This window comes from Flavobacteriales bacterium, from assembly GCA_016716605.1.
GTDB lineage: Bacteria > Bacteroidota > Bacteroidia > Flavobacteriales_F > PHOS-HE28 > PHOS-HE28.
This window is the reverse complement of sequence record JADJWA010000001.1, coordinates 2,151,374-2,167,240: the sequence shown is the minus strand read 5'-3', so window position 1 is coordinate 2,167,240 and position 15,867 is coordinate 2,151,374. Positions and strand designations below refer to the sequence as shown.

10 protein-coding genes are annotated in these 15,867 nt (G+C 61.8%); 6 read left to right on the top strand and 4 right to left on the bottom strand.

Going from position 1 to position 15,867, the window contains the following annotated elements:
* Positions 1–70 precede the first annotated feature (70 nt).
* Positions 71–544, bottom strand: coding sequence for an SRPBCC domain-containing protein (locus IPM12_08640; protein MBK9147870.1), 474 nt, complete (start codon positions 542–544; stop codon positions 71–73).
* Positions 545–757: 213 nt separating this feature from the next.
* Here IPM12_08640 and IPM12_08635 point away from each other — a divergent pair, with 213 nt between their 5' ends.
* The 5 genes from IPM12_08635 to IPM12_08615 all read left to right on the top strand — a co-directional run bounded on the left by IPM12_08635 (position 758) and on the right by IPM12_08615 (position 4,964).
* Positions 758–1,807, top strand: coding sequence for a glycosyltransferase family 4 protein (locus IPM12_08635; GenBank protein ID MBK9147869.1), 1,050 nt, complete (start codon positions 758–760; stop codon positions 1,805–1,807).
* A gap of 306 nt (positions 1,808–2,113) precedes the next feature.
* Positions 2,114–2,257: a hypothetical protein gene (locus IPM12_08630; protein MBK9147868.1), complete on the top strand. Its 144-nt coding sequence runs from the start codon at positions 2,114–2,116 to the stop codon at positions 2,255–2,257.
* A gap of 176 nt (positions 2,258–2,433) precedes the next feature.
* Entirely contained in the window at positions 2,434–3,069 is a 636-nt protein-coding gene (gene nth / locus IPM12_08625; protein MBK9147867.1) for an endonuclease III, read from the top strand.
* A gap of 12 nt (positions 3,070–3,081) precedes the next feature.
* Positions 3,082–3,957 (top strand): lysophospholipid acyltransferase family protein, encoded by an 876-nt coding sequence (locus tag IPM12_08620; protein MBK9147866.1) that lies wholly within the window; start codon positions 3,082–3,084, stop codon positions 3,955–3,957.
* 80 nt (positions 3,958–4,037) lie between these two features.
* Positions 4,038–4,964 (top strand): fatty acid desaturase, encoded by a 927-nt coding sequence (locus tag IPM12_08615; GenBank protein ID MBK9147865.1) that lies wholly within the window; start codon positions 4,038–4,040, stop codon positions 4,962–4,964.
* A gap of 354 nt (positions 4,965–5,318) precedes the next feature.
* Here the strand turns inward: IPM12_08615 and IPM12_08610 are convergent, their stop codons facing one another.
* Positions 5,319–5,930, bottom strand: coding sequence for a sigma-70 family RNA polymerase sigma factor (locus tag IPM12_08610; protein ID MBK9147864.1), 612 nt, complete (start codon positions 5,928–5,930; stop codon positions 5,319–5,321).
* Between the two features lie 301 nt (positions 5,931–6,231).
* Between IPM12_08610 and uvrA the strand changes: the two genes are divergently transcribed.
* Complete coding sequence (gene uvrA / locus IPM12_08605; protein MBK9147863.1) at positions 6,232–9,021, top strand: excinuclease ABC subunit UvrA; 2,790 nt, start codon at positions 6,232–6,234, stop codon at positions 9,019–9,021.
* Here uvrA and IPM12_08600 read toward each other — a convergent pair.
* The gene (locus tag IPM12_08600; GenBank protein MBK9147862.1) at positions 9,018–12,455 is read right to left on the bottom strand and encodes a gliding motility-associated C-terminal domain-containing protein; all 3,438 of its coding nucleotides are present in this window, start codon (positions 12,453–12,455) and stop codon (positions 9,018–9,020) included. The genes uvrA and IPM12_08600 overlap by 4 nt on opposite strands.
* Positions 12,456–12,492: 37 nt before the next feature.
* Positions 12,493–15,861, bottom strand: coding sequence for a gliding motility-associated C-terminal domain-containing protein (locus IPM12_08595; protein ID MBK9147861.1), 3,369 nt, complete (start codon positions 15,859–15,861; stop codon positions 12,493–12,495).
* Between the last annotated feature and the right edge of the window lie 6 nt (positions 15,862–15,867).

The window sequence follows — 15,867 nt, the reverse complement described above, 5'->3', positions numbered from 1 at the left end:
CCTCTCGGTAATCCGCAAGAAGAAACGCCGGAAGCGATGGCTCCCGGCGCTTCTTCTTCAAACTGTCTGCTCAGGCTGCCTTGGCCTCCCAAACCTCCTCCGACACCCGCTTCAGGCCCACCAAGTGCTCCACCCAATTGCGTCCGGCCTCGCGGGCACGACGGGCGGCATCGGGCAATCCCGCGAAATCACCCTGCCAGAGCTCTACGCGGGTACCGTCGCCATCGGGGATCAGATGAAGGTCAACCGTGGTGTGGCTGGCCGGCTCGTCGGGCAATTTGCTCGAAGGGCTATAGGTGGTGTAGCGCAGGCGCTCGCCGGGCTGCGCCGCCATGATGGTGCCCTTGGCCACCAGGGTCTGGTCTCCGCTCTCTTCGCGGACGAACCACTGCAGCGGTTTTCCGGGGTGCAGCTCGCAGCACGGCATTGCGCCCATGTACAAGCGGGCCAATTTCGGATCGGTCAGTGCCTTCCATACCGCCGCCGGAGGAGCATCGACCAGCAGGGTGCGCAGCACGTTGGTTTCGGGGTCTTGGATGTTCATGATGTTCGCGGCTCGGCAGGTACCGTGCCAGTTGGAGAACGCCGACAGGTCCGGTTGGTTTCATGCACCGCTTGTTAACGATGCACAACACGGGCTGACAGGTTGGCTCGTGCCGTGATTCAACGGAGGAACGGCCCCTCTTGATCAGGCAACGGGAGGCGCACGCCCATCTTTACCGCCCCCGCCAGCACTGATCCCCACCGGCGGCCTAGCGTGCCCGGCATCCTCATAGACACTTACAAGATCAAGGACCCCAACTCAGGGCTGGGGCAGTTCTCGATGCAATTCGCCAGATCCATTCTGGCATGCGAGCCCGATGGGCCTTTCACCTTCCTGGTTCCGAAAGGGCTTGACCAGGGTTTGGATTGGTTGAGGCCACGCCTTACCGATGGCCCTCTGCTGCGCCTGTTCCCGTACCTGGGCCCGTGCTACCAACTCTGGCATTCGCTCTACCAGCTTTCACCGCATCGGCCGGGAAGCGGAGCCAAGCGCATCCTGACCGTGCACGACCTCAATTTCCTGATCGAGAAGCCGCCCGCCAAGGCAGTCCGATACCTACGTGCACTTCAACGCGACGTTGACCGATCGGATGCCGTGACCACGATCTCTGAATACACGCGCGGCGAATTGACGCGGCATGTGGACCTGAAGGGCAAAGCGGTGACCGTGATCCACAACGGAATTCACATGCCGTTGGATCCACGTGCTTCGAGGCCAGCCCCCATCGGTGAACGTCCGTACTTCCTGTCCATCGGCGTGATCAAGGAGAAGAAGAACATCCACGCGCTGCTTCCGCTCATGGCGCATTTCCCCGATCATCAGCTGGTGGTCGCGGGCAACGATCGCACAGCCTTCGGCCAAGAGCTCCGAGCGCGCATCGCACGATTGCCTTGGCGGGACAGGATCCATGTGCTCGGCCCTGTGGAAGACAAGGTCCGCAGCGCGTTGTACGTGCATTGCGATGGGTTGCTCTTCCCCTCCACGGCGGAAGGATTCGGCATGCCACTGGTGGAAGCGATGATCGCCCGCAAGCCCTTCTTCGCGAGCCGCAGCACGTGCTTGCCCGAGATCGGCGGAGATTGCGGCTACTACTTCGATCGGCTCGAAACGGGCCATATGGCTGAAGTGATCCGGCACGGTTTGAAGGATTGGCACAAGGACCGCATCGCAGCCGAGCAGCGTTCAACAGTACGTGCGGCGCAATTCACCTGGGACCGCTGCATCGCAAAGTACACTGAGCTGTACCGCAGCATGCTTGGATGAGCTAAGCTGCGATTGATCCGGAGGAGGCCCATCGCCTGTGCCCCTGCCAATGACAGAGGCCACACTCCATCACCGGTGGAATCGCGCCGGTGCGCTTGAATGGGGAAGTCTACGATTCGCGAGCGGAACTTGGAGCGACCTCATGAGCCGAGACAGTCACGGTTGATCACGTGCGATGGATTCGCCAAGGCAAATTGCAGAGCACCGGCAACGGCCTTCATCCTGGCACCCATGGCAAACGCATCGGTCTGCCGTTGAGCAGGCGCCTTCCACAAGGTCAGGCCTTGAGCCGCATGATCCGCCTGGATGCACATCTCCGAACGCCAGCGCATCATCGACTTCAGCACACGCAAGCATTACCCTGGCGAACATGTGGTGGATCTGATGGTGAACGGGACGGCCCATGCGAGCGCGTCCTTCGGCCTGAGACGCAGCAGCGATGATGCGTGACTCACCGAATTCGGAGGAGAGCGCATGTTGGCTGGGTGAGATCCGCAGTTGCGGGCAAACAGTGCCGATGCGACGCACCTTCGCGCCGAGGGCACCCGCTTACAGCAACTGGACCGGCATCCCGAGCCATGCCTTTCAGCCGCCGGGCGCCGGCGCCGAATAAATCACCTGGTACCATGACCCGACCGGAAAAAGCCGCCTTCGTTTCGCGCAAGCTCGCAGAGCTCTACCCGCGCACCTCCATCCCGCTCGATCACGAGGATCCTTACACGCTGCTCGTCGCGGTGGTGCTGAGTGCCCAATGCACCGACAAAAAGGTGAACGAGATCACGCCGCTGCTCTTCGCCAAGGCCCGCACACCGTACCAGATGGTGAGGCTCAGCGTGCAGCAGATCCAGGACATAATCCGGCCCTGCGGATTGGCACCGGCGAAGGCCAAGGGCATTCATGGGCTCAGCCAGATCCTCCTGGAAAAGCACGATGGCCATGTGCCAAACACGCTCGACGCACTCGAAGCGCTTCCCTCGGTGGGTCACAAGACGGCGAGCGTGGTGATGGTGCAGGCCTTCGGCGTGCCAGCCTTCCCGGTGGATACGCACATACACCGCCTCGCCTGGCGCTGGACCCTGAGCACGGGCAGGAGCGTGGCGCAGACCGAGGCCGACCTGAAGAAGCTCTTCCCCAAGGAGGATTGGGCCCACCTGCACCTGCGGATCATCTACTTCGGTCGCGAGCATTGCCCGGCCAAGGGGCACGATCCAAGGAAATGCCCAATCTGCAGCAAGATCGGCAGGAAGGAGCTCTTCACATGATCTTCGCAGCCGATGCGCGCTATCGGCTACTACATCGCCCTGCCATTCCTGCACGGCATTGCGAGGTTGCCCTTCCCAGTGCTCTATCTGCTGAGCGACGCGTTGTGCTTGCTCCTCTTCCGGGTCCTGGGCTACCGCAAGGAAGTGGTGCTCAATAATCTGCGGAACAGCTTCCCCGAGAAGAGCGACGCAGAGATCAGGGCCATCGCGAAAAGCTTCTACCGCTGGTTCTGCGATCTCACCGTGGAAACGCTGAAGACCTTGACGATATCGCCCGATGCGGTAAGGGCTAGAGTGACCTTTCCCGGCGCGGGTGTGTTCCGATCATTCGCGGAGGGGAAGCAGAGCGTGATCATCGTCATGGGCCATTACGGCAATTGGGAACTGGCCGGTGCGCGCTTCGCGGTTGAGCCTGGGCTTCATCAGCTCTACGTCATCTACCATCCGCTGCAGAATCCGCACTTCGAGCGGCTCATCGTGCGCATGCGCACCCGGCTGGGCAACCGGCTCTATGCCATGCAAGAGACCTTCAAGGGCATGGTGCGCGACCGGCAGCTGCTCACAGCCACCGCCTTCATCGCGGACCAGACACCCTCGCCGGAGAAAGCCTACTGGACCAAATTCCTCAACCAGGACACCCCCGTGTTCACCGGTACAGGCGTGATCGCCAAGAAGTTGGGGTATCCGGTCATATACCTCAGCATCCAGCAGCACAGGCGCGGGTACTACGAGATGCACGCCGAAGTGCTGGTTCCTGATCCGAGATCGATGTCGGAGAATGACATCAATCAGCTCCATACCGATCGTTTGCAACGGGACATCCGTCAGAAGCCCGACCTTTGGCTCTGGACACACCGCAGATGGAAGCACCGGCGCCCCCCCGCGTAACCGTTAAGCACACCGGCGAGCGCAAGGATCTGATCCTTGCCACGCGGCCGTTTGCGCTGGAGCAACGCACCAGGAGCTGGATGCACCTCTTCGTCTCGGTGGTCGTCACCGCCGGCTGCTACATCGGCACCGTCTATTTCGACCCGCTCTGGAGCAAGGCCGCATTCGGGGTGCTCACGGGTCTTGCGCTGGTGCGCCTCTTCATCCTGTACCACGACCACCAGCACAAGAGCATCCTCAATCGCAGCAAGCCGGCTGATGCCTTCTTCTGGTTCTTCGGCATGTGGATGCTCAGTCCGCCCAGCATCTGGAAGCGCAGCCATGACCACCATCACAAGCACAACTGCAAGCTCTACACAAGCAGCATCGGCTCCTTCCCCGTGGTGACCGTTGAGAAGTACAAGTCCCTGACGCGCAGCGAGCGCTTCGCTTACAACTTCATCCGCAGTCCGTTCGCCATCGGGTTCGGTTACGTGTTCGTCTTCATCATCGGGATGTGCCTCAACAGCTTCATCAGCAATCGCGGAAGGCACTGGGATAGCCTCATCACTTTGGTCTTCCACAGTGCGCTCGGCTTCGCCACCTGGTGGTTCCTCGGCTGGGAGAACCTGGTCTTTGCCTTCTTCCTCCCTTACCTGGTCACCTTCGCGCTAGGGAGCTACCTCTTTTACGCGCAGCACAATTTTCCCGGGACCGTCTTCGCCGACAAGAATGGTTGGAGCTATGTGAAAGCCGCGCTTGATAGCAGCAGCTACATGAAGATGAACCCGGTCCTGCAGTGGTTCACCGGCAATATCGGCTTTCACCACGTCCATCACCTCAACGCCCATATCCCCTTCTACCGGCTGCCGGAGGCCCACCGGGCCATACCAGAGCTGCGCGAAAAAGCCAAGCGTACCAGCCTTTGGCCTTGGGATATCGTTGCGTGCTTCCGCCTGAAGGCCTGGGACCCTGCTTTGCAGCGCATGGTCTCCCGCCGGGAACTGAGGCATCAGCTGCGCCGCTGAATGGAAGAAGCCCCGAATGGGGCCTCTTCAATCCTGGCGTTCCGGTTCAGTTCAGAACCAGATGCACTTCACCGAGCGGCGGTGCCTCTACGGCCTGAACAGCCTTGGAATAGCCCAAGATCAACTGGATCGTGGATTCCTTGGGGCCTAGGGCTGCGGGGGGCATCGGTCGGTTGCGAGGGTACTTACGGCGAAGGGTAGTGTTGGCCATCGGCTCGGATTAGGTGGTTTCGATGCTGTCTGAACGGAAGCTTGCCCCGCCGTATTGCACGGGCCCGTGAAAAAGAGCGGCGGGCACCCTTCGGAGCCCGCCGCTTATATGGAATCCGGTCTCTCCAGGCCCGCCGGGCGGTCCTAGGCCCGTTCCAATGCGATTTCGTGCTGCCGGATCATCTTGCGCATGTTGATCAGGGCATAGCGCATGCGGCCCAAAGCGGTGTTGATGCTCACTCCGGTGTGGTCTGCGATCTCCTTGAAGCTCATGTTCAGGTAGGTGCGCATGATCACCACCTGGCGCTGCTCATCGGGCAGGTGCTCAATCAGCTTGCGCACATCGGCATCAATCTGCCCGTTCACCAGGCTCTGCTCGGCATTCATGCCCGGCTGCTGCATGGCGGCGAACACATCGTGGTCGTCCTTGCTGCGCACCAGCGGCATCTTCTTGTTCCTACGGAATTGATCGATGACCAGGTTGTGCGCGATCCTCAGCACCCACGGAAGGAACTTGCCCTCTTCCTGGTACCGGCCGCCCTTCAGGGTATTCACCACCTTGATGAAGACCTCCTGGAACAGATCCTCGGTGAGCTCGCGGTCGCGAACGAGAAGATAGATGTGGCTCCAGACCTTCCGCTTGTGGCGGTGCAGGAGTGTCTCGAAGGCCGATTCCTGGCCGTTGAGGTAACGTCGGACGAGCTCTTGGTCGTCGATGGAAACCGCCGCCTTGGCGAACGTGCGCTTGGATAGCATGGCCTTACCCGTTTTGGTCCGTGATGGATCGAGAACGTCAGGGTAGAGGTCTGGCTATCGGCTGTGGCGGTTTGGTTGATGTGGCCCGGACAGGGCTTGGGATGAACGCAGGATAGACGCCTAACGGGGGAGAAACGTTGCCTACTTGTGGTTATTGCCTGAACCCGGAAAATTGCGTTTCTGCGGTTCCAAATATAGGCCCACTCCCACGCACCGCTGGACCGGGGGCTAAATTCGTCGCCCCTTTCCCCAGCCCTTCCGCCCCTTGCCTGCAAAGACCGCCGCTCCGGCCCCAGAAATCCTGCGCAAGCTCCGCCACGGTTCCATCCGCGTTGAAGGAGCCCGGGTGCACAACCTGAAGAACATCAGCGTGGAGATCCCGCGCGGCAAGCTGGTGGTGATCACCGGCCTCAGCGGCAGTGGCAAGAGCAGTCTGGCCTTCGATACGCTCTATGCCGAAGGGCAGCGCCGCTATGTGGAGAGCCTCAGCAGCTATGCTCGGCAGTTCATGGGGCGCTTGGAGAAGCCCGATGTGGACCGCATCATCGGCATCAGCCCGGCCATCGCCATTGAGCAGAAGGTGCAGAGCAGCAACCCGCGCAGCACCGTGGGCACCAGCACCGAGGTGTACGATCATTTGAAGCTGCTCTTCGCCCGCGCCGGCAAGACCATCTCGCCCGCCAGCGGACAAGAGGTGAAGCGCAACACCATCGAGGATGTCGTGGCCGGCGTGAACAGCTACCCCTATGGCAGCACGGTGCTGATGCTCGCACCGTTGGCCATGCCAAAGGGCCGCGGCATCAAGGAGCACCTCGACATCTTGCAGCAGCAAGGCTATGCGCGCGTGCACGATGGGACCGCCGTGCACCGCATCGAGGATCTCCTCTCCGACAAGAAAACGCTGAAGGGCACCTATTTCCTCGTGGTTGATCGCCTCAGCGCCGTGCCCGGCGATCAGGAGAACGAGAGCCGCGCGGCCGACAGCGCCGAGACCGCCTTCTTCGAGGGACACGGCGAGCTCATCCTCTTGGGAGAGGATGGCCGGCAAATGGGCTTCAGCGACAAGTTCGAATTGGATGGCATCTCATTCGAGGAGCCCAGCCCGAACCTCTTCAGCTTCAACGATCCCGTAGGCGCATGCCCCAAGTGCGAGGGCTATGGCAGCATCATCGGCATCGATGCAGAACTGGTGATCCCGGACAAGCGCCTGAGCCTCTACGACGATTGCGTGGCTCCCTGGCGCGGTGAGGTGCTCAGCGAATGGAAGCGCGACTTCATCCGCGACAGCGCGAAGCACGACTTCCCCATCCACCGCCCCTACCGCGAACTCTCAGCCGAGCATCGGAAGCTCTTGTGGAACGGTGCCAAGGGCCTGCATGGCATCGATGCCTTCTTCAAGTACGTGGAGGAGAAAAGCTACAAGATCCAGTACCGCGTGCTGGCCAGCCGCTACCGAGGCAAGACCACTTGCACCGAATGCGAAGGCACCCGCCTAAGGAACGAAGCGCGCTATGTGAAAGTAGGCGGCAAGGACATCACCGAGCTCACGAGCATACCCATTGCAGAATGCCTGCGCTTCTTCGAGGATCTGGAGCTGAATGATGCCCAGCACCGCATCGCCGCACGACTGCTCAAGGAGATCACCAACCGCTTGCGCTACCTCGTAGATGTTGGCGTAGGCTACCTCACGCTCAATCGACGAAGCAACACGCTCAGCGGCGGAGAGACCCAGCGCATCGATCTGGCCACTTCGCTCGGCAGCAGCCTGGTGGGCAGCATGTACATACTCGACGAGCCCAGCATCGGCCTGCACCCGCGCGATACGGAGCGCCTCATCGGCGTGCTGAAGAAACTGCGCGATCTCGGAAACACGGTGATCGTGGTGGAGCACGACGAGGAAGTCATGCGCGCAGCGGATCACCTCATCGACATGGGGCCTCTGGCAGGCAGCCATGGCGGCGAAGTGGTCTTCAGCGGGCCCTTCGAAGCGCTAGCGACGAGCGACGGCCTCACCGCGCGCTACCTCACCGGGCGCGAGCGCATATCGCCGCCAGAGAAGCGTCGCCCGGTGCGCGACAGACTCCTGCTCCGTGGAGCGCGCGAGCACAACCTGAAGGACATCGACGTGGCCTTCCCCCTGCACATGCTCACCGTGGTGACCGGCGTGAGCGGAAGCGGCAAGACCACGCTCGTGAAGCGCATCCTCTACCCCGCCATGAAGCGCCACCTCGAAGGCTTCAGTGAACGGCCGGGCGAGCACACCGCGCTCGAAGGCGACCTCGCGCGCATCGAGGCCGTCGAACTGGTCGACCAGAACCCCATCGGACGCAGCAGCCGCAGCAATCCGGTGACGTATGTAAAGGCTTGGGACGAGGTGCGCCAGCTCTTCAGCGAGCAGGACGTGGCCAAGGTGCGCGGCTACAAGCCCAGTCATTTCAGCTTCAATGTCGATGGCGGGCGCTGTGAGATCTGCCAGGGTGAAGGCGAGGTCCGGATCGAGATGCAGTTCATGGCCGATATCAGCCTCACCTGCGAGGCCTGCAAGGGCCGGCGCTTCCGGGACGAAGTGCTCGACGTGAAGTTCCAGGGCGTCGATGTGTCCGACCTGCTCGCCATGACGGTGGATGACGCGATCGCTTTCTTCTCGCCGCAACAGAGCCTCGGAGCGTGCGCGCGCATCGTGCAGAAGCTGCTTCCGCTCCAGCAGACCGGCATGGGCTACGTGAAACTCGGCCAGAGCAGCAGCACGCTATCGGGCGGCGAGGCGCAGCGCATCAAGCTGGCCAGCTTCCTCACCAAAGGCCAGGACGAGCGGCCCACGCTCTTCATCTTTGACGAGCCGACCACCGGGCTTCACTTCCACGACATCGCGAAGCTGCTTGCGGCGTTCGGCATGCTCATCGCCAACGGCCATAGCGTGATCTGCATCGAGCACAACACCGAAGTGATCATGTGCGCGGACCAGGTGATCGACCTCGGCCCCGAAGGCGGCGATGGCGGAGGAAGATCGCTCTTCGCTGGCACCCCCGAGGAATTGGCACGGGAGGATTCGCACACGGGTCGCGCGATGGCGAAGGCGTGGCAGCGTTAGCGCAGCAGCGTCACGTGCGTGGTGATCGTGACCGGATCGGTGCCCTTGCAGAATTCCTTGTAGGTGACGATCACGAAGTAGGTGCCATCGGGTACAGTCTCGCCATCGTTCTTCAGCTTGCCATTCCAACCGTAGTTCCCTGATGTGGTCTCGAACACGCGCTGTCCCCAGCGGTTGTAGATGTCCATCTGGAAATCAGCGGCAGGGTCCACGCCCTCAACCAGGTACACATCGTTGATCTTGTCCCCGTTCGGAGTGAACACGTTCGGCACGATGGCCTCACTGTCGCCGATCAGGAAGAAGGCCACATTCACGGTGTCTGTCACTGGACAACCGGCCGGATCGATTGCTGTGAACCAATAGGAGCCATCATCCTCTACGGTGATGGTGGGCGTGCTCAGGCCATTGCTCCAGGTGATGCTGAGCGGCGTGAACGGGGGCGAAAGCGTGGCATCCTGTCCGGGGCAGATCTGGCGATCGGCAACCGGCTCGTAGGTGATGGGCTGTGCAACGATGATCGTGTCCGAACCCGTGCAGAAGCCGTCGGTCACCACCACGATGTACGCGCCGGGCTCACTTACGCTGATAGTCGCGGTCTGCGCGCCCGTGCTCCAAGCGTACGTATCGAAACCGGCTCCTGCATCGAGCACAACGCTGGCTCCATCGCACAATCCCACAGGCGACTCCAGATCGAGCGAGAGGCCGGGGATGCCCACATCGATGGTCTGCGACGCGAAGGCCGTATCAGCGCACACGGGATCCACGATGCCCAGGGTGATCGTGTATTGGCCCGGAGCTGCATAGACATGAGAAGGGTTGGTAAGGGAGGATCCGCTGCCATCGCCGAAACTCCACAGGAAGATGCTGCTGCCCAAGCTGGTGTTGAATAGATCCACCTCTACCGCATCGCAGTTGCCCGATGGCACAGCCTCAAACCCGGGCTGCAGGTCAATCGGAGCCACCACAGTGATCTGAACGGTTGCCGTATCCACAGCTACGCACAATCCGATTGCCGTTCCCACCAGCGTGATCGTGTACACGCCCGGTTCGGCGTACTGATGGGCCAGCGTCACTTCTGTGCTGGTGGGCGAGCCATCGCCGAGGTCCCACAGCCATGCATCGGCGGTGCCCACCGCGTTGAGCACAACTGGATCATCGAGGCAGAGCACCAGATTGCTGATGCTCGCATCGATGTTCACCTGCACGTTCTGCTCGAAGTCGATCTTGAAGACGCCCAGGTTGCAGTTCATGCCGTTGTCGGTGCTGCTCCATGCTCCGGGCGTCGTCGGAAATGTCGTGGTGCCGAATCCGCAGCCCGCGCAGACGGCCTGGTAAACGATCCCGTCCTTGTCGAATCGGCTGGTGCCGCCATCGACATGCTCGGTGGCGGTGCCCCCGAAGAAGGTGGCGTAGGCCAGCGACGATGCATCGGCATTGAGCACCATCAGGTAGAAATCGCTGCCATCGGTGCCGGGCTGATAGGCATCGGCCGTCACGGGCAAGCCGATCGTGCTGCTCGTTGTAACACCGCCTCCGGCCGGATTCACGGTGCCGCCCCAGCCGCTGAAGTAGATCTGGCCGCAATCGCTCACCAGGAATGCCGATGGACTGATGTTCTCCGTTCCGTTGGTACCGATGCGGGTGCTCCACAACGATGCTGAAAGCGCGCTGTTGAGCTTATGGATGAACTGCGACCCTGCGGGGTTCGCATAAACGCCGCCACTCACCGGATAAGCTCCGGTGGTTTGTCCCACGACGTACACATTGTTCTGTGGATCGAGCTGCACGAAGTACGCTTGATCGAAGCCCGTTGTTCCGAAGTAGGTTGTCCCGAGCAGCGTGCCGGTATTGCTGTACCTCGCCAGCCAACCATCGCCACCGCCAGCATTGGCCGCTTGGAATGGCGTGCCCGCGGCAGGCAGATCAGTGCTCAGTGTGCCGCCCGTCACGTACACATCGCCGGTGGTGGAGACCTGCACGCCATAGGCTGCATCATTGCCCGAACCGCCATGGTAAGTGGCCCAGAGCATGGTGGTCAGCGCGGGGTCCATGCGGAAGATGTAGCCGTCGAGGCTTCCGCCGAATGCCGCTTGCGATGCGCCGGGCGTGGTGAAGAGACCGTTGCTGGCCGTGCAGGTTGCGATGATCGGATTCTCATCGGCATCCACGATGATCTCGCCGCGGAAGGGATCACCGTAGTTGCGCAGCAGCGGGGTGAACTGGTTGAGGCCATCGTTAGCGCTGCCGCCCACGTAGGTCGATCCGAGCAGCGCATCGGCGTCCGAATTCAGATGCACCACTGCGATATCACTTCCGAGGTTGTAGGTGAAGCCGTACGAGCCACCGAAAGGCGGGAGTGTGCCGCCGCCGATGCTGTTGTCATAGCAGCCAGCCGTCACAGGGAAATTGCTCGATCCCGTGGTGCCGAGGATGAAGAGCTCGCTGGCGCTATTCACCACCATGCTGTGCGGCAGGTCGTTGTCGCTGCCGCCGATGTAGGTGCTCCAGATCAGGCTCGTGCCATCTGGCGCGAACTTGCTCACGCCCATGTCAATGGTGCCGCCGCCGAAGGTGCTTTGCAGCACGCCCAAGGTGAGCGGATAGCCCACACCGAACACGCTGCCCGCACCGTAGAGGTGACCATCGTCATCGTAAGTCGCCGTGCAGCCGAAGTTGTCCGCGAAGCTGCCCACGTAGCTGCTGAAGGTCACCACCGGATCGATCACCAGCGTCGCCGAACGGTCATAGCCATCGGGAAAGAGGAACGCCACGCGATCGCCGCGCTGCACGAACTCGCAACGAACAGGGGTCCTTGTTCCATTGTGCTCGGTCCATGCCACAGGGCGCTGCTCGATCAAGGTGCCTGCCGTGGTGATCACGTAGCTCATGCCATCGCGCACTTCCAGCTTGTCCTGACCTTCGTATCGCATGACGATGGCTGATGGATCGGCGCCTGCCGTAACCACCCAATCGTACTTCAGCCCATCATGGCCATGCACATGCAGGTCGATGCCGGGGTAAACGGCGTTCAACTCCGCTCCGCCGAAGACCCCTACCCCGCCGGCCCAATTCGCTCGGTCGTTGCCCAGGAAGTAGTTGACGTAATGCGGCTGACGATCCTCTGCGCGGTGCGCAGCCGCACGCCCCCCCTCGAAGTGGACGCGGAATGCATGCTCACGATACGGTTCGTACGGCGTGTCCTTCGGCATGGCATGCTGGGGGCCGCCGCTGCGCAGCACGTACGTGAAGGCCGATGGCTCCACGAACACGGCACCACCAGGAGTCATGGCGCGGAAGAGCACCTGCTGCGGCCATTGGCCCTTGTTCTCATGGAACTCAAGGCCCTTGCGGCCGCTATGGTCATGGGCATGATCGTGCGCGGCCAGGCCCACGGGCGCTGCCAACGCGATGCTCAGGAAGTAGGTGCTTCGCATGCTCCGAAAGTAACGTTCGGTGCGGAAGCGCGGTCGATCAGCGCAGCAGCGTCACGTGACCTGCCTTGCTCACCTCCGGCTCTTTCGCACATTGGTCCTTGAAACTGATGATGTAGAAGTAGGTGCCATCGGGCACAGGGAGATCGCTCTCGTTATCCACGTTGCCCTTCCAGCCTCGGGCGGGATCAGTGGTCTCGTACATCTTCTGGCCCCAGCGGTTATAGACTTCCATGCTGAACTGCTGAACGTCCAGGCCCGCCACCACGAACTCATCGTTTTGCTTGTCGCCGTTCGGCGAGAAGACGTTCGGGATTATGGCCTCCCCGTCCGATGTGGCCAAGTGAATGACTTCAACGGTATCGGCGAAGACGCATCCGTAGGCATCGGTTGCGACGAAGGCGTAAATCCCTGCTTCGCTCACGCTGATGGTGGGCTCCTGCTCGCCATTGCTCCAAATGATGCTCTGCGCCTCGAACGCCGGTGAGAGGCTCACGTCACGGCCCGGACAGGTCTGCACATCGGCCATGCCCGGCGGCGTGGCCACCAGCATCACCTGAATCTGGTCCGCTGCATCGCAGAAGCCGAGCGCTACAGCGATGTCATAGAGCCCCGGCTCGCTCACCGTGATTATTTGCGCTGTCTCGCCGGTGCTCCATTGATAGCCATCGTAACCAGCGCCAGCATTGAGCAGCACGCTTGCCTCCGGACAGAGATATACCGGCGATGGAAGATCGATCTCCAGCGTAGCGGGCGGTACTTCTATGCTCATGGAGAAGCTGTCGCTGAGCTGGCAGAACTGGTCGATCACGGTAATGGTGTAGCTGTAGGTGCCCGGACCAGGCACGGCCACGTACGGATTGGGCACGTTGCTCGGCGTTCCGCCCAAGTCCCAGAGCACCACGTTGCTGCCTGTGCTCTGGTTGGTGAGCTGCACCGCGTACTCCGTGCATGAGCTGATAGGGTCGGCGGTGAACAGGGCCTCCAGTTGCGCAGGGTCGCTGATGGTCACGGTGATGAACGCCGTATCCGCCACGTTGCAAGTCGTGCTGTCCACGCCGATGAGCATCACCGAATAGGTGCCCGCAGTGGTGTAGGTGTATTGCTGGGTGTTGCCGCCGACCACGGTGTTGCCGTTGCCGAAATCCCAGATCACCTGCGGCGCGTTCCCATTGCCGGTGAAGGTGATCGTGGCCGGTGCGCAGCCCGTGGTGGCCGTGGCGCTCATGTTCACGTTCACGCCGCTCTGCTCGAAATCGATCTTGAAGACGCCCAGGTCCCAGCCGACATTGTTGGTGGGCGCGTAGGCTCCCGGCGTGGTGGGCATGCTCTGGCCACCGCTGCATACGCCTTGGTAGATCACCCCGCGCTTGTCGAAACGACTGGTGCCGCCATCCACATGGCTGCCACCATAGTAGGTGCCGTAGAGCATGCTCGTGAGGTCGGCTTCGTAGCATGCCAGGTAGAAGCGGCTGCCGCCTGGCCCATAGAGCGCATCGGCTGAGGTCTCGAAGGTGCCGCTGGGGTTGTAGCCGCTGATGTAGATGCGGTCGCACACATCCACCAGGAAGGCCACGGGCGCCATGTTGGTGCCGCCGATCGTGGTAGTGTAGATCGTGGAGGCAAGATCCGGATCGAGGCTGGCCAGGAAGATCTGCGATCCCGGTTGCCCGTAGGTGCCCGACGGCGAAATCGGGATGCTGCCGCCGCTCTGACCGTAGATGTGCACGTCTCCATCGTTGTCCAGATCGATGAAGTAGGCTGCATCAGCCTGCGCGGTGCCGAAGAAGGTGCCAGCGGTCATAGCCGAGCCATCCGTGGCCAGGCGCACAACGAAGCCATCCTTCGAGCCCCCTTGGTAAGCCGGCTGATAGCCACCGGCCGACATGGGGAAATCGGCGCTGGCCGTGGTGCCGCAGAAGTACACGCTGGAGCCTTCGACGCGCAGGCCCAGCCCGGCATCGTTCGAAGCACCGCCGATGAAGGTGCTGGCCAGCAGCGATGAGCAATCAGGGGTCAGAGCCGTGAGCACGGCGTCCTGCATGCCTCCTAAGCTGGGCTGCAACGCGGCGGCCGTCACCGGATACTCCGTGCTGCGCGTTGATGACGCGATGTAGATGTTGCCCGCCGCGTCCGTGACGATCTCCCCGCGGTAGGTGTCGCCGTAATTGTTGGTCATGTTCTGGCGGCCATCGTCATCGGAACCGCCCAGGTAGGTGCTGCCGATCAATGCGGTGCCATCGCTGTTCAAGTGGGTGATCACGATATCGCTTGCGCCGTTGTTCGTGGCGTCGTACGCCGTGGCGGAGACCGGATAGTTGCCGCTGAGGCTGCTGCCCAGCACGCAAAGCCCCCCCGCGCTGTTCACGATCATGCTGTGAGGCTTGTCATCGCCGGTCCCGCCGATGAAGGTGGCGAACAGCAACTGGGTCGCATCGGGATTGAACTTGTTCACCACGATGTCGGTGCCCGCGCCGCCGGCTGGCGAGGTCTGGAAGGCGCCCACCGTTGCCGGGAAGGTATTGCCGAAGTTCTGCGCGCCGCCGTACATGTTGCCGTCGTTGTCGAAGGTGCTGCAATGGCCGTAGTTACTTGCGCCCGTCTGCCCGCTGAAGGTGGCGCCCACGAGCACCGGGTCGATCACGATGGGCCTGCCTTTCTCGAGCCCTTGCGGAAAACTGAATGTCACCGTCGAGCCATCAAGCGCGAAGACGCACGGCAACGGACTATCGTCATCAGCGTACCAGGCAACGGGCTTCAGCTCATGCAGCTCGCCCACGATGGTGGAGAGCACGAGCTCGCCCTTGTCATTGATCGCTATCCCATCAAGCCCATCGTAGCGGAAGGCGATCATTGCGGGATCGGCTCCGGCCTCCACCAGCAGGTCGTACTTCGCCTGGCCGCCCTCACTGTGCCAGCGCATATCGATGCCGGGCCACAGCTGCTCGTATTGAACTGCTTCATAGACCGGCACGCGCGTGGCCCACTTCGATGGGTCGTTCCCGAGGTAATAGTTGTGGTACTCCTTCCGCGCCGCTTCGCCGTGGGCCAGTGCGGAGAGATCAGCGCCCACGAAGCGCATGCGCCATGCATGGCCCCGCAAACTGAAGCCCGCCTGCCGCTCCGGCTCCCACTGGATGTACTCATGCACCAGTTCCGAAGCGTCTGATTGGTAGCGCGACCAAGTGACCCCATCAGCGCCGAGGAACATCGCGCTGCCCGGGAAGGAGGCCTTGAAGCGCACCGGCGCCTCCCATTGGCCCTGGTTGGGCACGTATTGCACCTTGCCCGGCGCAGCAGGGCCATGGTTGTGGCTGTGCGCTGCCGCTGCCCCAAAAAGGAATGACATGGAAAGCGCCAGTGCGGCGCGGCCAAATGCCCTCCGACGGGCGATTCCGAATTGCTTCATCTTGAC